Genomic DNA, 20138 nt, shown 5'->3' with positions numbered 1-20138 from the left:
CGTGCCTTTCTCAGTCGTCCTTGCTCATGGTAACGCTCAGGCGCCCCAGGTTGATGAACAAGCGGGTCTTCTTGTGAGGACGCACGGGAACAATCGCACGCCATCTGGCGTGGTCCAGGTCACGAAACGCCGCGATGGCGCCGATGTAGCGGGTTTGCGGCTTGGCTTCCCGCTTGAACTCCCGCCGGTCGCCCGGTTGGAATTCCATTTCTTCCCGTGCCAGAAGATACTTGCCCAAAGTGGCACTTTCGTGTTCATAAATGGCGAAGAAATCTTTGCGCTCAAATTCTTCCGTATCGCTCAGTTCGTAGAAGCGCACCACCAGCGGCGAGGGACGCCCCTCGGCGTTGGGGTTGAGTTCAGGTGAACTTTCGATTTCGTAGATCAGCCGCGTGGCGCTGGGGCCAAACAATTTGGCGCCGCAGGCACCCAGACCCAGGGCCAGGGTGAGGACGATGAACAATCTGACAGGACAAAGCCGTCGCTTCACGGTAACTCCCTTTGTATTGTTGTGACACCGCGCTTAAAGCCAGCGGGCCCGATGAATGTGAAGCATTGCTCGGAATGCCCGGTAGTATGCCGCAGTCGCGGAGTAAATCATAGGCCATTCCCGGCGGCACCAAAGGGCGGCCGGGCGGGGTCAAGTGGCTGGCCAGTCAGTAAAATCTCAAGCGGGCCGAAGGGGGGCGCCCGCTGGGGTCCACTTTACTTCCGAGAGGCCCGCGCAAGGTGGGGGTGATAAAGGTGAGTTCGCGTGTTCTCTCGGAGCGCCCCCGGCTGCGACGGGGCGTTTCGGGCAAGCGCGGGCGCCGCGGGGCAGACCGGAACAACAACTCAATAGAAGGTATTCTGCTCGCGGTAAAACACGGCATACAGTTCCACCCGCCGGTTGCGTCCCCGGCCCGGTCGGGTCCAGTTCTCGTCGGTGGGTTTGGTTTCTCCCCAACCCTGCATGGCGATTTGCTCTTCGCTGAGGCCTTGCTCCAACAGATAGTCGTGCACTGCTTTTCCGCGCCGATCGGACAGGGCGTCGTTGTAAGCCCCGCCCCCCACGTCGTCCGTATGGCCCTTGACCAGCAGCCGGCGGAATTGCCGGTTCAGCTCCAGGCGCGAGACGACGGCTGCCAGCCGCCAGCGGCTGTCTTGCGTCAGTGCCGCGCTGCCGCTTTCGAAAAACACCCGGCCCAGACTTTCAAAATGGAAGGAGCCGCAGGCAATCCGCGTCACGCTGTTTTTGTCCCAACAAGGCCTTGGCGGTTGCGCAAAGCCGGACAGATCTTCATCGCCGAAAGGTTTGGGCAGCCTGGTGACACCGGCCGGGGGCGCCACGGGCTCGAAGGGGCGCGGCAGTACCGCCTGCGGCACGGCAGGCGGTCCGTCGTTGGAGGGCTCCAAGGGTGGATCGGGCAGCACGCCGGTGAGCGTGGCGAGGGCGGCGGAAAGAATAAGAGACCACTGAATCATCGCGCTGGAAACTGCTGTCGGGCTGTTAGTGATTATCGGACGTCAGGCGGGGGGCTAAATCCCTTTTGCGCGATGCTTGCCCGCTGGCTATCATGCCCCTCCCCAAACGGAGCCGAAACATGACTTCATCCTCGCACGATAGTATTCGCGCTGTGGTCTGGCGCGATGGCGCCTTGCTGTTGCTGGACCAACGCCGCCTGCCCCAGAAAAAAGAATATTGCCGTTACAGCGGGGCAGCGGAGGTCGCCGCCGCCATTCGCGACATGGTGGTGCGGGGCGCGCCGGCCATCGGTATCACCGCGGCCTACGGTGTGGTGCTGGCCGCCCGTGCCCGCTATGCCCGCTCGCCCACCGGCTGGCGCGAGGCCATCGAGCAAGACCTGGCCTCCCTGGCGGGTGCCCGTCCCACTGCGGTGAACTTGTTCTGGGCCCTGGACCGCATGCGGGAGGTCATTGCCACGGTCGACGGCGATCCTGAGCCCCGGCTCTTAGCCGCCGCCCGGCGCCTTCACGATGACGACATTGCCGCTAACCGTAAAATGGGTGATCTGGGTGCCAAACTCATCACCGGTCCCTGCGCCGTGCTCACCCATTGCAACGCGGGCGCGCTTGCCACCGGAGGCTACGGCACCGCCCTGGGCGTCATCCGCTCCGCCTATGCCGCCGGAAAAATTCAGCGCGTTTACGCCAATGAAACCCGCCCCTGGCTGCAGGGCGCACGCCTTACCGCCTGGGAAATGGTGGAAGAGGGTATCCCTGTCACGTTAGAGGTGGAAGGTGCCGCCGCGGCCTTGATGAAACAGGGCAAAGTGCGGTGGGTTGTCGTCGGCTCTGACCGCATCGCCGCCAACGGCGATGTGGCCAACAAAATCGGCACTTACGGCCTGGCCGTGCTGGCGCGGCATCATGGGGTGAAATTTATGGTGGCGGCGCCCACCTCCACCGTGGATATGGATATGGCCAACGGCGATGCCATAACAATAGAACAACGGGATGCCCGTGAAGTGCTAGGTGTGCACGGTCATCCTGTTGCCGCGCCGGGGGCACAGGCTTGGAATCCTTCGTTTGATGTAACGCCCGCGGAACTGGTGGATGCCATCGTGACCGAGAAAGGCGTGGTAATGCGGCCGAACCGGGAGAAAGTGGCGCGGATGATGGCGGGTGGGTGAACAAGAAGTAAAGGGGTCAGAGCCCTTAAATAGGAACCGCTGCGCAATCCCCCCTTCCGCCGCCCCTGCACCGGCTTTCCCGGCAACGCCGGAACCCGAAAATTCATCCCAGCCCCATTGTTTTGTCTGTATCCAGCCCCTATTAGTTATGTATGGGGTGGCCGCCTGAGTTGGAGGCCGTCCCGGGGAATCAGAGGATACGTGAAGGAGGACAACACCATGAGCAAGTCAGACAAGGGCAAAGGGGTGGCGGCTGCCAAAGGCGGGGAAGTGCAGACCCGCCAGCGGCGTGCGCTCAGTCCCTGGGAGGAGATGGACCGTTTGTTTGAGGATGTGTTCTCTCGCGGCTGGATGCCGCGGATGCCGCGGTGGGACTGGCCTGCCTGGGCGGAGGTGGCACCGCCGTTTGAAGGGCGCCAGCCCAAGGTGGATGTGGTGGAACGGGATGAGGATATCCTGCTGAAGGCGGAGCTGCCGGGGGTGGACAAGGATGATCTGGATGTGACGGTAACCGACGACAGCGTGACCATCAAGGCCAGCACCAAGCGGGAGAGCACGGAAGAAAAGGGTGACTATCACCGCCACGAGATCGCCACAGGCACCTACTCCCGCACCTTGATGCTTCCGAGCGCCGTGAAGGGTGAACAGGCCAAGGCCACATTCCGCAACGGTTTGCTGGAGTTGATTCTGCCCAAGGCGGCGCCGGCCAGGCGCCAGAAAGTTCAGGTGGAATGACGGAGGTGGCGTTCCGCTCCCGGCCCCGCGCCCGGGGGCGGATTTTGCCGTGCGGTTCAGTCAGTTTTGGAGGAATAAAGCATGTCCACATTGAGCGAAATTCGCGGTGGTCTGGGCCGGGTATGGGATTCGGTGGCGGAGGGCTCGCGTCATTTGATGACCCGGGCTTCCGGTGCCATCACCCGTTTTCGGCCCACCCGGCAGGAAGAGGAAGGGGGCTGGGGGGTGCTGGCGGCGGATGTTTATGAAGACGATGACAAGATCGTGGTCTCCCTGGAGGCACCGGGCATGGAACAGGATGATTTTGATGTGACCATTGACCTGGATGTATTGGTGGTGCGCGGCGAAAAGCGCTATCAAAACCAACGCCGCGAGGGGGGCTACCGCATCGCCGAATGCGCTTACGGCGCTTTCGAGCGGGCCATTCCGCTCCCGGAAACGGTGGATGCCAGCCGGGCGCGGGCCAAGTACCGCAAAGGTGTGCTGCGCATCGAACTGCCCAAGGCCGGGTCCGGTCGCCGCCGGATCAGTATCGCAGGCTGACGACGGCACGCTTGTTTTCTCATCCACCGCCGCGGTTCCGGGCCGCGGCGGTGCGGCCTGTGCAGCCACCTCTGGGGGGGCGGGGGCGCTGTTGAAAATGTCTCTCTTGTCCCCACCCATGACCGTAAACCGACATCTTTTGCAGGCAGGGGGTCATTTTGCAATTCAAAGATTACTATCAAATCCTCGGAGTGGAACGCAGCGCCAGCCAGGACGAGATCAAGCGCGCCTACCGCAAGCTGGCCCGCAAATACCATCCCGATGTCAGCAAAGAACCTGATGCCGAAGCCCGCTTCAAAGAGGTGGGCGAAGCCTACGAAGTGCTGAAAGATCCGGAGAAGCGGGCGGCCTATGATCAACTGGGTCCCAACTGGAAAGCGGGGCAGGAATTTCATCCGCCGCCGGACTGGGACCAGGGTTTCGAGTTTCACGGTGGGGGATTCACCGGCGCCGACAGCGCCGCCTTCAGCGACTTCTTCGAGTCGTTGTTTGGTGGTTTCAGCCGGCGCGGCGCGCGGGCCGGGGCTGGGGCACCGGGTTTCGATCTGCGCGGCGAAGACACCCATGCCAAGGTTGCCATTGATCTGGAGGACGCCTATCACGGCGCCACTCGCACGCTGACCTTGCATCATGTGGAGCCGGGCCCCGATGGCCGGGCACAGGTGAAGGAGCGCACGTTGAAAGTGCGTATTCCCAAAGGCGTAAAGGCGGGTCAGCATATCCGCCTGGCAGGCCAGGGTTCACCCGGTGTGGGGCGGGGCAAGGCCGGTGATTTGTACCTGGAAGTGGTCTTTCGTCCGCACCCTCTGTACCGGGCGGATGGACGGGACATTTACCTGGATCTGCCTGTCACCCCCTGGGAACTGGCCCTGGGGGCTACGGTGATGGCGCCCACGCCCACCGGAAGGGTGGAGGTGAAAATTCCTCCGGGAACACGACCCGGCGCCAGGCTGCGTCTCAAGGGCCGGGGCATACCCGGCGAGCCGCCGGGGGATTTGTTTGCCGTGCTGCAGGTGGTGCTGCCGCCGGCGGATACGGCGCAGGCCCGCGCCGTGTACCGGGAAATGGCTGAAAAGCTGGCGTTCAATCCACGCGCCGGGCTGGGGGTATAAAGATGACCGATGATGTGTTCAGTGGGCGTATCCTGGAAGAAGAACTGGAATTGACCCTGGGCCAGCTCAGCCGCGCCTGCGCCGTTAATGCCGAGTGGCTGTTGACTCTGGTGGAGGAAGGTATCCTGGAGCCGCTGACGGGAACGCCGCCGTGGCGTTTCAGCGGCACCAGCCTGCGACGGGTACGCACCGTCCGGCGCCTGCAGGAGGATCTGGGGGTCAACCTGGCCGGCGCTGCCCTAGCGCTGGAACTGCTGGAGGAAATCGACGCTTTGCATGCCCGCCTGGCGGCCGTGCGGCCGGTTGGGGGCTGGCGGTGAGACGTGATACTGACGCCTGGCGGCGGCACGCTTTGCTCAATCGATTGCAGAGCTTGGTCATGCTGGCCACGATGGCGGCGTTTCTGGCGCTGCTGGGTTATCTCTTGTGGGGCGGAGACGGCCTGTGGATTTTGATGCTGAGCGGTATGCTGATGGCTGTGGGGGCCCCGGCCGTCACCCCCCGCCTGACCATGCGGCTCTATCACGCCCGCCCCCTTTCGGCGGCGGAGGCGCCGCGCCTGCGCGCCCTGGTGCGGGATCTGGCGTACCGGGCGGGCCTGCCCGAAGCGCCGCAGCTTTACTATGTCCCCAGCGCCATGGTGAATGCCTTTACCGTGGGCGGCGCGAACGATGCCGCCATAGCCGTCACCGACGGTTTGCTGCACAAGCTGAATGTGAGGGAACTGCGTGGCGTGCTGGCCCACGAGATCAGCCATATCCGCAACAAAGACACCTGGGTCATGGGCTTGGCCGACCTGTTCCACCGTCTCACCAGCGCCTTGTCACTGTTCGGGCAGTTTTTGCTTTTGCTCAATTTGCCCTTGATCTTGTTCAGCGGTGTCACCATTAACGGCTGGGCCGTCGCCCTGCTCATTTTTGCGCCCACATTGAGCGTTCTGGCGCAGCTGGGCTTGTCCCGCAGCCGGGAATACGACGCGGATCTGGGGGCGGCCAGGCTGACCGGCGATCCGGAAGGCCTGGCCCAGGCCCTGCTGAAAATGGAGCGGGTGCAAGGGGGTTGGATAGAACGGCTGTTCCTGCCCGGGCGCCGCTTGCCAGAACCTTCATGGTTGCGCACGCATCCCCCTACCGAAGAGCGGGTGCAGCGCCTGCTGGCCTTGCAGCAGGAGGGTCAGGGGCAGGAGCTGTCCGGGCACAGCGGTGAGCCCTGGATTGAAACCCGGCCGGTCAGGCGCCATCCGCGTTGGCGCCCTGGCAGTGGCGTATGGTATTGAAGCGCTGGAAGCATTGCGTTGAGAAGCCACCGGCGGTCCGTCTGGCCCTTTCCAAACAAACAAGGAGCCATCCATGAATGATGCTCTGCATATCGTTTGCCCTCATTGCGCGGCGGTCAACCGTTTGCCCACCGCCCGCCTGGACGAACAGCCCCGATGCGGCGCCTGCCATCAGGCCTTGTTCTCGGGCGCGCCGGTGGGTCTGGGGGCGGCGGTGTTCGATATCCACCTGAGGCGCAACGATATTCCCCTGCTGGTGGACTTCTGGGCGCCTTGGTGCGGTCCCTGCAAGATGATGGCGCCGGCCTTTGAACAGGCCGCCGCCCAGCTGGAGCCCCGCGTGCGCCTGGCCAAGGTGAACACCGAGGCGGAGCAGGAACTGGCGGCGCGTTTTGGTATCCGCAGCATTCCCACCCTGGTGTTGTTTCGCCAGGGCCGCGAAGTGGCGCGCCAGGCGGGGGCCATGGGGGCGGGGGATATTTCGCGCTGGGCGCGGCAACACTTGTAAGCGTGGAGTGGAACCATGCTGCGTGAAAAACTGAAAACTTACATGAGCGAAACCGTCGTCTATTGGCCGCGGCTGTCGTTTTACGAACGTTTCGAGCAGGTGGTGGCCTTTATCCTGTCCTTCGTCATCATGGTGGTCATCGTGGTGGCGCTGGTGGAGCTGATCGGCAAGGTGGCGCGCATGCTGTTGGCAGGCGCCCTCGATCCCTTGGAACACGCGGTCTTCCAAAACGTGTTTGGCGCCATCATGACCTTGCTTATTGCCATGGAGTTCAAGCACTCCATCATCCGGGTGGTGGAGAGGAAAGAGAGCATCATCCAGGTCAAGACCGTGGTGATGATCGCCATTTTGGCTTTGGCCCGCAAGTTCATCATTATCGACACCGCCAAGACCGGCGCCGACACCTTGGTGGCCCTGGCCGCAACCGTGCTGGCGCTGGGCATTGTCTATTGGCTGATGCGCGAGCGGGACGACTATCAGCAGCGCCGCCTGAGCGAGATGGCCAGGGAGAATGACCCGACATCTGACTCAACAACAAGGAGCGAGCAGCCGTGAGCAAGAACGATTTTTTCACGCCGGGGAACAAACCCAAGGTGGAAATCAACAAGCCGGATACCGGGGGGGAACCCCACTGGCAAAAACCGTGGATGTGGGCGCTGCTTTACGCGCTGTTCCTGATCAGCGCCTTTTATCTGCTGAATATGCCGGAAACGCCGGTCAGGGAGATTCCCTACAGCGAGTTTCTCACCCATCTGGAAAAAAATGAGGTCAAAGAAGTGCTGGTGACGCCCAAGGCCATCAGCGGGACACTGACGATCACCGATGTGGGCGGCAAGGAAGAACGTTTTGTCACCGTTCCCCTGCCCGACGAGGCTTTGGCGCAAAAGCTCAAGGACCATGGGGTGCGCTTCGTGGTGCGCCAGCCGGAACGGTCGTTTCTGACTGAGTTTTTGCTGTACTGGGTGCTGCCCTTTGGCCTGTTGTTTCTCATCACCGGTTGGTGGGCGCGGCGGGCCGGCGGCGGGGGGATGGGCCAGGGCTTTTTGAACGTGGGCGCCAACCGGGCCCGCATTTACGCTGAATCCGACACCAAGGTGACCTTCAATGACGTGGCCGGCGCCGACGAGGCCAAGGAAGAACTCAAGGAAGTGATCACGTTCCTCAAAGATCCCGCCCACATTCAGAGCCTGGGCGGCCACATGCCCAAGGGGGTGTTGCTGGCGGGCCCGCCGGGCACCGGCAAGACCCTGCTGGCGCGGGCGGTGGCGGGGGAGGCCCATGTGCCCTTTTTCAGCATCAGCGGCTCGGAGTTCATCGAACTGTTCGTGGGGGTGGGTGCCGCCCGCGTCCGCGATCTGTTCCAGCAGGCGCGTGCCAAGGCGCCCTGCATTGTGTTCATCGACGAGCTGGACGCGGTGGGCGGTGCCCGCGGCATGGGGCCGCGCATGGGGGGCAATGACGAACGGGAGCAGACGCTGAACCAACTGCTCACCGAAATGGACGGTTTCGACCCCAGTTCCGGCGTGGTGGTGATGGCCGCCACCAACCGCCCCGAGATCCTGGACAAGGCCCTGTTGCGGGCCGGCCGTTTCGACCGTCAGATCATCGTCGACAAGCCGGACCTGGAGGCCCGCACCGCCATTTTGGCCCTGCACACCAGCAAGATGAAGCTGGCGGATGACGTGGATCTGAAAGTGGTGGCCCAGCGCACGCCGGGTTTTGTGGGCGCCGATCTGGCCAATATCGCCAACGAAGCGGCCATCCGGGCCGTGCGCAAAGGCCACGATGCCATCACCATGGCGGACTTCGAAGAAGCCATTGACCGGGTCATCGCCGGGCCGGAGAAAAAACACCGGGCCCTCAACACCCAGGAGAAAGAACGGGTGGCCGCGCACGAATCGGGTCATGCCCTGGTGGCGGTGTCAGTGCCCACGGGTGAGCCGGTGCACAAAGTGTCCATCATCCCCCGGGGCGTGGCGGCCCTGGGTTACACCCTGCAGTTGCCGGTGGAGGAGAAGTTCCTGTCCACCGAACAGGAACTCAAGGATCAGATCGCCATTCTCCTGGGCGGCCGCACGGCTGAGGAACTGGTCTACGGCAATGTTTCCAGTGGCGCCGCCAACGACCTGGAGCGGGCCTCGGAGATCGCCCGCGGCATGGTCACCCGGCTGGGCATGAGTGGCAAGCTGGGGCCGCTGACCTATGGCAAACAACAGCAGTTGAGCTTTCTCGGGGTGAGCGGGCCGGAGGAGCGCAATTACAGCGAAGAGACCGCCCGGCTCATCGACGCCGAGGTGCGCGCCCTGGTGGAGGAGGGCCAGCAACGGGCCCGGGACATCCTCCAGCATCATCGCGCCGCCCTGGATGCCCTGACCCGGCGGCTGCTGGAAAAAGAAGTGATCGACGGCGGGGAAGTGCAGGCCGTGGTGGCCGCCCACGCACCGTCCTGATACAGGGAAGGCCCATGCCCGATCGACGCACGGAAGACTACGCCCGCCAGGACGCCGCCGAGACGCTGAAGGCCATCCGCAGCGATGCCGCCCGGGGCTTGCGTGACGCTGAGGCGCGTGCCCGCCTGGCCCAATACGGCTACAACGAAACCGAGGAAAGGGAAGAGCCGCTCTGGCACCGCGTCTTGCGCCGCTTCTGGGGGCCGATTCCGTGGATGATCGAAGTGGCGGCCGTCCTCTCAGCCATCGTGCGCAAGTGGGAGGATTTCGCCATTATCCTCATCATGCTGCTGGTCAATGCGGTGCTGGATTTTCTCCAGGAACATCGCGCCCTCAATGCCCTCAAGGCACTCAGGCAGCGCCTGGCCAAAGAGGTGATCGTGTTGCGTGACGGCGAATTCAAGACCGTGCCCGCCCGCGAGCTGGTGCCCGGCGATATCGTCAAACTCAAAATCGGCGACATCGTCCCCGCCGATGTGCAGTTGGTGCAGGGCGATTACCTGCTTATTGATCAGGCGGTGCTCACCGGCGAATCCCTGCCGGTGAGCAAGAAAGCCAATGAGGTGGCCTACGCCAATACCGTTGTCAAGCAGGGCGAGATGACAGCGGTGGTTGTCAACACCGGCATGCACACCCATTTCTCCAACGTGGTGTCGCTGGTGGCCGAGGCATCCTTGCATGAACGCAGCCACTTCCAGAAGATGGTGATCCAGATCGGCAACTTTCTGATCCTGGTCACCCTGGTGCTGGTGCTGGTCATCGTCATGGTGGCGCTGTTTCGCCACGAAGCCTTTCTTGAAATCGCCCGCTTTGCCCTGGTGCTCACGGTGGCGGCCATTCCGGTGGCCCTGCCGGCGGTGTTGTCAGTGACCATGGCGGTGGGAGCGGTGAATCTGGCGCGGCGCCAGGCGATTGTTTCCAGACTCACTGCCATTGAAGAACTGGCCGGGGTCGATGTGTTCTGCTCCGACAAGACCGGCACCCTGACCAGGAATGAAATGAAAGTGGCCGAGCCGGTAGTACTGGACGGCCACAACGAGCGAGAATTGTTTCTGTATGCGGCGCTGGCCTCTAGGCTGGAAAACCGTGACCCCATAGAACTGCCTGTATTCCACTACATCGACGAGCATTTTCCCGACCTCGACTGGCGTGCCTACCGGCAGCGCGAGTTCGTTCCCTTTGACCCCGTGCGTAAGCGCACCGAGGCAACCATAGAAAAAGACGGCCAGTCGTTGCTGGCGGTGAAAGGGGCGGCCCAGGTTCTGATCAGCATGGCGGAGCTGGATGACGACAGTGCCCACGATCTCAACACCACCGTGGAGTTGCTGGCCGGCAAAGGCTACCGCACCCTGGCGGTGGGTTGCCGGACGGGGGATTCACCCCTGACCCTGATTGGTCTGATTCCGCTCTACGATCCGCCGCGTGACGATTCAAAGCGGGTGATCGCCGAAATGCGTGACTATGGGGTGCAGGTGAAGATGGTCACCGGCGACAATCTGGCGATTGCAAAAGAGGTGGGCCGGCTGTTGAATCTGGAACAGCGCACCATCCGTTCGGCCCAGCTCTCCGGCGCGGCCGGCAATGAATTGCTGGCACTGGCGGAGGCGCTTTCGGCAGCGATTTACCAGCGTCTCAAAGGCGATGTGCCACTCAAAGAGGCCCAGCGCTTCGCCAGCGGGGTGATGCAAAAAGTCAATGAGATCTACGACACCCGCCTGCTGGAGCGCGAATTCATCCACACCCACGAGTCGGCCATTGTCGAGATGATCGAGGAAGTGGACATCTTCGCCGAGGTGGTGCCGGAGGACAAATACCGCATCGTTGACACCCTGCAGAAAGGCGGCCACATCGTCGCCATGACCGGTGACGGCGTCAACGACGCTCCAGCGCTGAAAAAGGCTGACTGCGGTTTTGCCGTCGCCAACGCCACCGATGCCGCCCGCGCCGCCGCCGACATTATTCTCACCGCGCCAGGGCTGGGGGTGATCAACGAGGCGGTGCGCCAGGCGCGCATCACCTTCGCCCGCATGAAGAGCTATGCCACATTCCGCATCGCCGAGACCATCCGCATCATCCTCTTCATGACCCTTTCCATCATCATCTTCGACTTCTACCCCATCACCGCCTTGATGATCATCCTGCTGGCGCTGCTCAACGACATCCCCATCCTCGCCATTGCCTACGACAACACCAAGGTCCACCAGGCGCCGGCGCGCTGGAACATGCGCGAGCTGCTCACTGTTTCCACCGCATTGGGGGTCTCGGGCGTGATTTCTTCCTTTGTGCTTTTTTTCATCCTGCAGGAACAAGGGGTGTCAGAAGATCTGATCCGCAGCCTGCTGTTCCTCAAGCTGATCGTCGCCGGCCACAGCACCCTCTATGTCACCCGTGCCGAGGGCTGGTTCTGGGAGCGCCCCTGGCCCTCGCCACTGCTCTTTTGGGCGACCTTTGGCACCGAGATCCTCGGCACGCTCATCGCCGTCTACGGTTTTCTCATCACCCCCATCGGCTGGGAATACGCCCTGTGGATCTGGCTCTATGCCCTGGTCTGGTTCCTCATAAATGATGCGGTGAAAATATACGCTTACCGGCTGCTCCGGCGCGAGGGCCTGTTGTATAGCACTGCGACGGAGAACAGGTGATGAAAATAGGCTTTCATGGCGCCGATCAGGGGGTGACGGGCTCCTGCCATCTGGTGAACTGTGGTGGCAAAAACATATTGGTTGACTGCGGCCTGTATCAGGGCGGGCATGAGCTGGATGAAGAAAACCGCCGGCCGTTTGGATTCGAGCCCGCCGACATCGATTATCTGCTGCTCACCCACGCCCATTTGGACCACTGCGGCCGCATTCCGCTGTTGGTGCAACGGGGCTTCCGGGGCGAGATCATCACCACTGCCGCCAGCCGCGAACTGGCCAGGCTGGTGATGCTGGACGCGGCGCACCTGCAGGAGGAAGAGGCCGAATGGCAGGCGCGCAAACGCGCCCGTCACGGTCGCCGCAAAGACGCCGCCACGCCGCTCTACACGGTGCTGGATGCCCTCAACAGCCTGGATTACTTTGGCCGCACCGCGGACTACGGCAAGGCCGTGACACTGGGCAGGGGCGTCCGGGTCACCTTTTTTGAGGCCGGTCACATTCTCGGTTCGGCCAGTATTTTGTTGGAGCTGGAAGAGGGGGGAAGGCCCAGGCGGGTGCTGTTCTCCGGTGACCTCGGTTATGGCGGCCGGGCCATACTGCGTGACCCCGGCCCCCCGCCGGATGCGGACACCGTGGTGATGGAAACCACGTATGGCGACCGCCTCCACAAACGTCTGCAGCCGTCCATCGATGAACTTTACGATGCCATCAACGACACCTTCCGCCGCGGTGGCAATGTCATCATTCCCAGTTTTGCCCTGGAACGGAGCCAGGAGATTCTCTACTACCTGCGTGCAGGACTGGAGGCCGGGGCCTTGCCCGGCGCCATGCAGGTCTTTCTCGATTCCCCCATGGCGATTTCGGCCACCCAGATTTTCCGCCGCCATCCCGAATGTTATGATGAACAAACGTGTGCCTTGTTTGAAGACGGCCGCGATCCCTTTGGCTTTCCAGGCCTCCATTTTACCCGCCAGACGGCCGATTCCATCGCCCTGAACCGCATCGGCGGCGGCGCGGTGATCATCGCCGGCTCCGGCATGTGCACCGGGGGACGGGTGCGGCACCACCTCAAACACAATCTGTGGCGGGCGGACAGCGCCATCGTCTTCGTGGGCTTCGCCGCCCGCGGCACGCTGGCGCGGCAGATTGTCGATGGGGCGAAGGATGTGCGCCTCTTCGGGGAAAAAATCCGGGTTCGCGCCCGCATTCACACCATTGGCGGGTTCTCCGCCCACGCCGACCGCGACGAACTGCTGACTTGGCACGGCCAGGCGGGCTCGCCCGGACGGACCTTTCTGGTACATGGCGAGGACAAGGCCATGCGCGCCTTTGCTGCCCGGCTCCACCGGACGGAAGTGGTCATGCCGGCACTGAACGAGGTGTATGAACTGTAGGGCAGCTGCGCGGGTCGTGAAACCATGGCAGTAAAATTCTTCAATCTGCGCGATGTTCCCGAGCGGGAGGCCGAGGGCGTCCGGCAACTGCTGAAGCAGCATGCCATCGAATTCTACGAAACCCCCGGCAGCGCCTGGGGAATATCGGCGCCCATGATCTGGCTGCGCAACGACGCCGATCGCGAGCGGGCCGGGATCCTGCTGGATGAGTTTCAGCGTGAATTCACGGCCAAGGCCAGAGCCGACTATCAGGCATTGAAAGCAAGGGGCGAGCTGCCCGGGGTGTGGGATCTGCTGCGGCGGCGCCCGCTCAAAGCAACGGTGTACCTTGCGCTGATCCTGCTGCTTGCCTACGTCTCCCTCTATCCCTTTCACAGTTTCGGCCATTAGCCCCGGCGGAGCGGGTGATTTTTGAGCGGCGAGCCGGGCAGCGCCCCTGACGGGCGCCACTGTGTTAGAATTCCCCGTTTATTTTCGCCATGTCAAACCCCGCCCCGCCGGGCGGCTTCGAGGGAGCTTTATGACCGATTTCGCCAAAGAAGTTCTGCCCGTCAATATCGAAGACGAGATGAAGTCCTCCTATATGGAGTACGCCATGAGCGTGATTGTCGGGCGGGCGCTTCCGGATGCGCGGGATGGGCTCAAGCCAGTGCACCGGCGGGTGCTCTATGCCATGCATGAGCTGGGCAACGAGTGGAACAAGCCCTACAAAAAATCTGCCCGCGTGGTGGGCGATGTGATCGGCAAATACCACCCCCACGGCGAGGGGGCAGTGTACGACGCCATCGTGCGTATGGCCCAGCCCTTTTCCATGCGCTATATGCTGGTGGACGGGCAGGGAAATTTCGGCTCGGTAGACGGCGACGCCCCGGCGGCCATGCGCTACACCGAAGTGCGCATGGCGCGCATCGCCCACGATTTGCTGGTGGACATTGACAAAGAGACTGTTGACTTCATCCCCAACTATGACGAATCCGAGCACGAACCCGCCGTGCTGCCGGCGCGGGTGCCCAATCTCCTGGTCAACGGTGCGGCAGGTATCGCCGTGGGGCTGGCCACCAATATCCCGCCCCACAATCTGTCCGAGGTCATCGCAGGCTGTCTGGCGCTGATCGACAATCCCGACATCGACATTCCCGGCCTGATGCAGCACATCCCCGGTCCCGACTTTCCCACCGCCGCCATCATCAACGGTGCGCGGGGTATCCATGAGGCCTACCACAGCGGCCGCGGCCGCATTTACGTGCGCGCCCGCACCGAAATCGAGACCGATGCCAAGGGCAAGGAATACATCATCGTCACCGAGCTGCCCTACCAGGTGAACAAGGCGAACCTACTGGAAAAAATCGCCGAGCTGGTGAAGGAAAAACGCATCGAAGGCATCAATGAGCTGCGCGACGAATCAGACAAGGACGGCATGCGTATGGTTATCGGCCTGCGGCGGGGTGAAGTGGCCGAAGTGGTGCTGAACAATCTTTATCAGCATACCCAGCTCCAAAGCGTGTTCGGCATCAACATGGTGGCCCTGGTGGACCGCCAGCCGCGTCTGCTCAATCTCAAGCAGGTGCTGGAATGCTTCATCCGCCACCGCCGCGAAGTGGTGACCCGCCGCACCGTCTACGAGCTGCGCAAAGCCCGCGAACGGGGGCACGTGTTGGAAGGTCTGGCCATCGCCCTGGCCAATATTGACCCCATCATCGCCCTGATCAAAGCCGCGCCCGGCCCGGCCGAGGCGAAAGCGGGCTTGGTGGCTCGACCCTGGCCCCCCGGCGTGGTGACGGACATGCTGGCCCGGGCCGGCGCTGAGGCCTCGCGGCCCGACGGCCTGGCGCCGGAGTACGGAATGAGCGAGGCGGGCTACCGTTTGTCGGAAGCCCAGGCGCAAGCCATTCTGGACTTGCGCCTGCATCGCCTGACCGGGTTGGAGCAGGAGAAGATCCTGAATGAATATAAAGATATATTGGATAAAATTCAGGACTTGCTGGAAATCTTGAGCGACCCAGACCGGTTGATGCAGGTCATCCGCGACGAACTGCATGCCATCAGGGAACAGTACGGCGATGAACGCCGCACGGAGATTCGCACCACCCATCAGGATCTCAGCATCGAGGATTTGATTCCCGAGGAAGACGTGGTGGTGACCCTGTCCCACGGTGGTTACGCCAAGGCCCAGCCGATTTCTGAATACCGCACCCAGCGGCGCGGCGGCAAGGGCAAGGCGGCCACGGCCATGAAGGAAGAAGACTTCGTCGACACTCTCATTGTCGCCAGCACCCACGCCACCATTTTGTGCTTTTCCAACCGCGGCAAGGTGTACTGGAAGAAGGTCTACGAACTGCCGTTGGCGGGACGCGGCGCGCGGGGCAAGCCCATTGTCAATCTGCTGCCTTTGGAAGAGGGTGAGCGCATCACCGCCGTACTGCCCATCAGGGAATACGGGCAAGACAAATTCGTGTTCATGGCCACCGCCACGGGCACGGTGAAAAAAACGCCGCTGCCGGATTTTTCGCGCCCCCGCAGCAGCGGCATCATTGCCATTGAACTGGTGGAAGACGATTACCTGGTCAGTGCCAAACTCACCGACGGCCAGCAGGACGTGCTGCTGTTCACCAGCGCGGGCAAAGCGGTGCGCTTCAAAGAAGAAAACGTGCGCGCCATGGGTCGCACCGCCCGGGGCGTGCGGGGAATCCGGCTGGAGGCGGGTCAGAACGTAATCGCCCTGATTATCGCCAATGAAGCTGACACGGTGCTGACCGCCACCGAGCACGGCTATGGCAAACGCACGCCCTTGAACGAATTTCCCGTGCATGGCCGCGGTGGCCAGGGTGTCATTGCCATCCAGACCACCGAACGCAACGGCAAGGTGGTCAGCGCCCTGCGGGTGGCGGATGACAACGAAGTCATGCTGATCACCGACCGGGGCACCCTGGTGCGCACCGCCGTGAGGGATATTTCCATCATGGGGCGCAACACCCAGGGGGTGCGGCTCATCAGTTTGGATGACGGTGAGGTGCTGGTGGGGGTGGCGCGCATCGAGGAGCCGGGCGAGGAAGAGAACGAACCGGACGGCGAAACGGGCGATACATAAGTCACCGGACAATGTGACCTGGGCTTGTGCCCAATGACAGGCAACCCCCCTCGCTTCCCCTTTCGGTCACAAAGGGGAAAGTCCCCCGTCAAGGGAAAGAATTTATTAGCAAGTCGAGGCAAGATCACCATGTCACGAGTATTTAATTTCAGCGCCGGTCCAGCGGTGCTGCCGGAAGAAGTGCTTCAGCAAGCGCAACAAGAACTGTTGGATTGGCACGGTTCCGGCATGTCGGTGATGGAAATGAGTCACCGCAGCAAGGCCTTCGTCAGTATTGCGGAGCAGGCCGAGGCGGATTTGCGCGAATTGCTGGCGGTGCCTGAGCACTACAAGGTATTGTTCCTGCAAGGCGGCGCCAGCAGCCAGTTCGCCATGGTGCCTTTGAACGTGTTGCGTGGCAGGGAAAGGGCGGATTACATCAACACCGGTGCCTGGTCGAAAAAGGCCATCGCCGAAGCTCGCCGCTATTGTACGGTGAACGTGGCGGCCAGCGGCGAGCGCGGCAACTTCACCGGAATTCCCCCGCAAGAGGAATGGCGGCTCGACCCGCAGGCGGCTTATGTGCACTACACGCCCAATGAAACCATCGGCGGGGTGGAGTTCCACTGGGTGCCCGAAACCGGTGATGTCCCCCTGGTGGCCGACATGTCGTCTACCATTTTGTCGCGCCCCATTGATGTGTCCCGTTACGGTGTGATTTACGCCGGCGCCCAGAAAAACATCGGTCCTGCGGGCCTGACCATTGTCATCGTCCGCGACGATCTCCTCGGCGCGGCGGCGCCCGCCACACCCAGTATGTTTGACTATAAAACCCAGGCCGATGCAGGCTCCATGTACAACACCCCACCCACCTATGCCTGGTACGTCGCCGGCCTGGTGTTTCAGTGGTTGAAACGTCAAGGCGGTTTGAGCGCCATGGGGCAGATCAACCAACGCAAGGCCGGGAAACTCTATGAGGCCATCGACGCGTCCGGGTTCTACAGCAACCCGGTGGAACCCGACTGCCGCTCCTGGATGAACGTGCCCTTCACCCTGCTGGACGCCGGACTGGACGCCGTGTTTCTCAAAGAAGCCGCGGAGTGCGGCCTGAAAACCCTCAAGGGCCACCGATCCGTGGGCGGCATGCGGGCCAGCATTTACAACGCCATGCCGGAGGAGGGCGTGGACGCCCTGGTCGAATTCATGGCGGAATTCGAGCGCCGTCACGGTTAAAGGGAAGGCACTGACATGTTCAAGATACTCACGTTGAACAACATCTCCGTGGCGGGCCTGGAGCGCTTGCCGCGGGAGAGCTACGAAGTCGCTTCAGAAATCCAACATCCGGACGCCATTTTGCTGCGTTCTTTCAAAATGCACGACATGGCCCTGCCCGACAGCCTCAAAGCCGTGGGCCGTGCCGGCGCCGGGGTGAACAATATTCCGGTGGCGGACTGCACCGCGCGCGGCATAGCCGTGTTCAACACCCCCGGCGCCAACGCCAATGCTGTGAAAGAGCTGGTGCTGGCCGGCATGTTGCTGGCCGCCCGCAACATCTGCCAGGCCTGGGACTTCGCCCGCGGGCTGGAAGGCGATGACGAAACTTTGAACAAACAGGTGGAAGCCGGCAAGAAAAAATTCGTCGGCTTCGAACTGCCAGGCCGGACACTGGGTGTGATCGGCTTGGGTGCCATCGGGGTCAAAGTGGCCAATGCCGCGTCCCGCTTGGGTATGAAGGTCATTGGCTACGATCCCCAGATCACCGTGCAAAGTGCCTGGCGCCTGTCCGCCGAGGTGCAGCAGGCCCGCAGTGTGGATGACCTGTTGGCCGAGTCCGATTTCGTTTCTTTTCATGTGCCCCTGGTGGAAGGCACCCGTCACATGATCAACAAAGCACGCATCGGCCTGATGAAGGACAAGGCGGTGGTCCTCAACTTCGCCCGCCAGGGGATCGTGGAGGACCGGGCGGTGTTGGACGCCCTGGCGGGCGGCAAGTTGTACGCCTACGTCTGCGATTTTCCCAACAATCAACTGAAAAACCACCCGCGAGTGATTGCGCTCCCGCACGTGGGGGCGTCCACCAGGGAAGCGGAAGACAACTGTGCGGTGATGGTGGCCGGACAGGTGCGGGATTATCTGGAAAACGGCAATGTTCACAACTCGGTGAATTTCCCCGAAGTGATCATGCCCCGCAGCGAGGGCGGTTTCCGCGTGGCCATCGCCAATGCCAACGTGCCCAATATGGTGGGACAAATCTCCACCGCCCTGGCCGATGCCGGCTTGAACATTCTGGACATGCTGAACAAATCCCGCGGCAACGTGGCCTACACCTTGATTGATGTGGACCGCCCCTTGCCTGATGAGGTGACCGGCCGTATTGCCGCCATTGAAGGCGTGCTGTCAGTGCGCCGCCTGTAGACCGACCGGGTTTCCCATGAAGGAACAAGAACGACTGGCAGTCTTGCGCGAGCGCATCGACGAGCTGGACCTGCAAATACAAAACCTGATCTGCGAGCGGGCACGCTGCGCCCAGGGTATCGCCCGTTTCAAGCAAAGTGAGCAGGGTGACGGGCAGGACAGCTTCTACCGGCCGGAGCGCGAGGCCCAGGTGTTGCGCCGCCTGCGTGAGCGCAATCCGGGACCGTTGAGCGATGACGAAATGGTGCGGCTGTTTCGCGAAATCATGTCCGCCTGTCTGGCGCTGGAGCAACCCCTGCGCGTTGCCTATCTCGGCCCGGAGGGCACCTTTACCCAGGCGGCGGCGCTGAAGCACTTTGGTCACTCGGTCGCCACAGTGGCACAGCAGACCATAGACGAAGTCTTCCGTGACGTGGAAGCAGGCGCCAGTCATTACGGTGTGGTGCCGGTGGAGAACTCCACGGAAGGTGTGGTCACTCACACCTTGGACATGTTTCTCAATTCCCCCCTGAAAATCGTGGGCGAGGTGCAATTGCGCATTCACCATAGCCTGCTCAGCAAGGCCGCGGGGCTTGCCGCCGTCAAACGGGTCTATTCTCACCAGCAGTCCCTGGCACAATGTCGCGAGTGGTTGAACAGCCACCTGGCAAATGTGGAACGCGTGCCGGTCAACTCCAATGGGGAAGCCGCGCGGCGCGCGGCAGAGGAAGAAAACGCGGCGGCCATAGCAGGGGAACAGGCGGCCGGTCTTTATGGATTGCAGGTCTTGGCCCCGAATATCGAGGACGAGCCGGAGAACACCACCCGTTTTCTGGTCATCGGGCGGGAAAATGTGCCCCCCAGCGGTGACGATAAAACGGCTTTGTTGCTGGCCGCGCCGAATCGGCCCGGTGCACTTTACGAACTTCTGGCACCGCTGGCGAAACACGGCATTTCCATGACCCGCATCGAATCCCGTCCGTCCCGGCGCGGGGTGTGGGAATACGTTTTTTTCGTGGACCTGCTGGGACATCAGATTGACCCCGTTGTCGCCAGGGCCTTGCAGCAGCTGCGCGAGGATTCGGCTATGTTGAGAGTGCTGGGTTCGTTTCCCCGATCCTCCTTGTGAGTGTGAGGGCGTGACGGGGCGGTGGGGCCGTGATCATCCGGGTGCGTTTGATTCGCCAGATGGCGGGCGGATTTCGCAGGTGACCATCAAACAGCTCAGGACGAGCTGTTTGATTGCCGGGTTGATATTAACCCGGCAATTAGGATTGTCGGGTTAATAGCGCGGCACAGGGATGTGCCGCCATTGGCGCAAGTCAATGCGAGCCCGCGAAATACCAGCCATTTCGCACAATGGCGCCCGTATTTCGCGGGCGGCAAT

The 20138-nt window shown here is 62.2% G+C and carries 18 protein-coding genes; 16 read left to right on the top strand and 2 right to left on the bottom strand.

Translation table 11 applies throughout. The features are described 5' to 3' along the window. Nucleotides 1-10: 10 nt before the first annotated feature. Both tssJ and ENJ19_05200 read right to left on the bottom strand, forming a co-directional pair. Nucleotides 11-490 (bottom strand): type VI secretion system lipoprotein TssJ, encoded by a 480-nt coding sequence (gene tssJ / locus ENJ19_05205; GenBank protein HHM05126.1) that lies wholly within the window; start codon nt 488-490, stop codon nt 11-13. Between the two features lie 344 nt (nt 491-834). Then, the gene (locus tag ENJ19_05200; protein ID HHM05125.1) at nt 835-1464 is read right to left on the bottom strand and encodes an OmpA family protein; all 630 of its coding nucleotides are present in this window, start codon (nt 1462-1464) and stop codon (nt 835-837) included. Between the two features lie 119 nt (nt 1465-1583). Here ENJ19_05200 and mtnA point away from each other — a divergent pair, with 119 nt between their 5' ends. From mtnA to pheA, 16 genes are all read left to right on the top strand, one after another. Continuing rightward, on the top strand, nt 1584-2633 hold the full coding sequence (gene mtnA / locus ENJ19_05195; protein HHM05124.1) for an S-methyl-5-thioribose-1-phosphate isomerase: 1050 nt from the start codon (nt 1584-1586) through the stop codon (nt 2631-2633). Nucleotides 2634-2852: 219 nt separating this feature from the next. Beyond that, nucleotides 2853-3368 (top strand): Hsp20/alpha crystallin family protein, encoded by a 516-nt coding sequence (locus ENJ19_05190; protein ID HHM05123.1) that lies wholly within the window; start codon nt 2853-2855, stop codon nt 3366-3368. Between the two features lie 81 nt (nt 3369-3449). Further along, a complete protein-coding gene (locus ENJ19_05185) occupies nt 3450-3911 on the top strand; it encodes an Hsp20/alpha crystallin family protein (GenBank protein ID HHM05122.1) in 462 nt (153 codons plus the stop codon). A gap of 158 nt (nt 3912-4069) precedes the next feature. Then, on the top strand, nt 4070-5023 hold the full coding sequence (locus ENJ19_05180; GenBank protein ID HHM05121.1) for a J domain-containing protein: 954 nt from the start codon (nt 4070-4072) through the stop codon (nt 5021-5023). 2 nt (nt 5024-5025) lie between these two features. Then, nucleotides 5026-5343 carry a MerR family transcriptional regulator gene (locus tag ENJ19_05175; protein HHM05120.1) on the top strand — a complete coding sequence of 106 codons (318 nt, stop codon included), beginning with the start codon at nt 5026-5028 and terminating at the stop codon, nt 5341-5343. 59 nt (nt 5344-5402) lie between these two features. After that, nucleotides 5403-6299 (top strand): peptidase M48, encoded by an 897-nt coding sequence (locus ENJ19_05170; GenBank protein HHM05119.1) that lies wholly within the window; start codon nt 5403-5405, stop codon nt 6297-6299. Nucleotides 6300-6372: 73 nt separating this feature from the next. Further along, nucleotides 6373-6807: a thioredoxin TrxC gene (gene trxC / locus ENJ19_05165; GenBank protein ID HHM05118.1), complete on the top strand. Its 435-nt coding sequence runs from the start codon at nt 6373-6375 to the stop codon at nt 6805-6807. Nucleotides 6808-6822: 15 nt separating this feature from the next. Further along, a complete protein-coding gene (locus tag ENJ19_05160) occupies nt 6823-7362 on the top strand; it encodes a diguanylate cyclase (protein ID HHM05117.1) in 540 nt (179 codons plus the stop codon). 92 nt (nt 7363-7454) lie between these two features. After that, entirely contained in the window at nt 7455-9257 is a 1803-nt protein-coding gene (locus ENJ19_05155; GenBank protein HHM05116.1) for an ATP-dependent metallopeptidase FtsH/Yme1/Tma family protein, read from the top strand. 14 nt (nt 9258-9271) lie between these two features. Continuing rightward, nucleotides 9272-11899: an HAD family hydrolase gene (locus ENJ19_05150; protein ID HHM05115.1), complete on the top strand. Its 2628-nt coding sequence runs from the start codon at nt 9272-9274 to the stop codon at nt 11897-11899. After that, a complete protein-coding gene (locus ENJ19_05145) occupies nt 11899-13290 on the top strand; it encodes an MBL fold metallo-hydrolase (GenBank protein HHM05114.1) in 1392 nt (463 codons plus the stop codon). The genes ENJ19_05150 and ENJ19_05145 overlap by 1 nt, the downstream gene beginning before the upstream one ends. A gap of 24 nt (nt 13291-13314) precedes the next feature. Continuing rightward, nucleotides 13315-13680, top strand: coding sequence for a hypothetical protein (locus ENJ19_05140; GenBank protein HHM05113.1), 366 nt, complete (start codon nt 13315-13317; stop codon nt 13678-13680). 130 nt (nt 13681-13810) lie between these two features. After that, the gene (gyrA, locus tag ENJ19_05135; protein HHM05112.1) at nt 13811-16378 is read left to right on the top strand and encodes a DNA gyrase subunit A; all 2568 of its coding nucleotides are present in this window, start codon (nt 13811-13813) and stop codon (nt 16376-16378) included. A 129-nt stretch (nt 16379-16507) separates the two neighbouring features. Further along, complete coding sequence (gene serC, locus ENJ19_05130) at nt 16508-17590, top strand: 3-phosphoserine/phosphohydroxythreonine transaminase (GenBank protein HHM05111.1); 1083 nt, start codon at nt 16508-16510, stop codon at nt 17588-17590. A 15-nt stretch (nt 17591-17605) separates the two neighbouring features. After that, nucleotides 17606-18772 carry a 3-phosphoglycerate dehydrogenase gene (locus ENJ19_05125; protein ID HHM05110.1) on the top strand — a complete coding sequence of 389 codons (1167 nt, stop codon included), beginning with the start codon at nt 17606-17608 and terminating at the stop codon, nt 18770-18772. Nucleotides 18773-18788: 16 nt separating this feature from the next. Continuing rightward, entirely contained in the window at nt 18789-19880 is a 1092-nt protein-coding gene (gene pheA, locus ENJ19_05120) for a prephenate dehydratase (protein HHM05109.1), read from the top strand. The last annotated feature ends 258 nt before the right edge of the window (nt 19881-20138 follow it).

The organism is Gammaproteobacteria bacterium, assembly GCA_011375345.1.
Lineage (GTDB): Bacteria > Pseudomonadota > Gammaproteobacteria > DRLM01 > DRLM01 > DRLM01.
The sequence above is the reverse complement of the archived record's forward strand: the minus strand, read 5'-3'. Positions and strand labels throughout refer to the sequence as shown.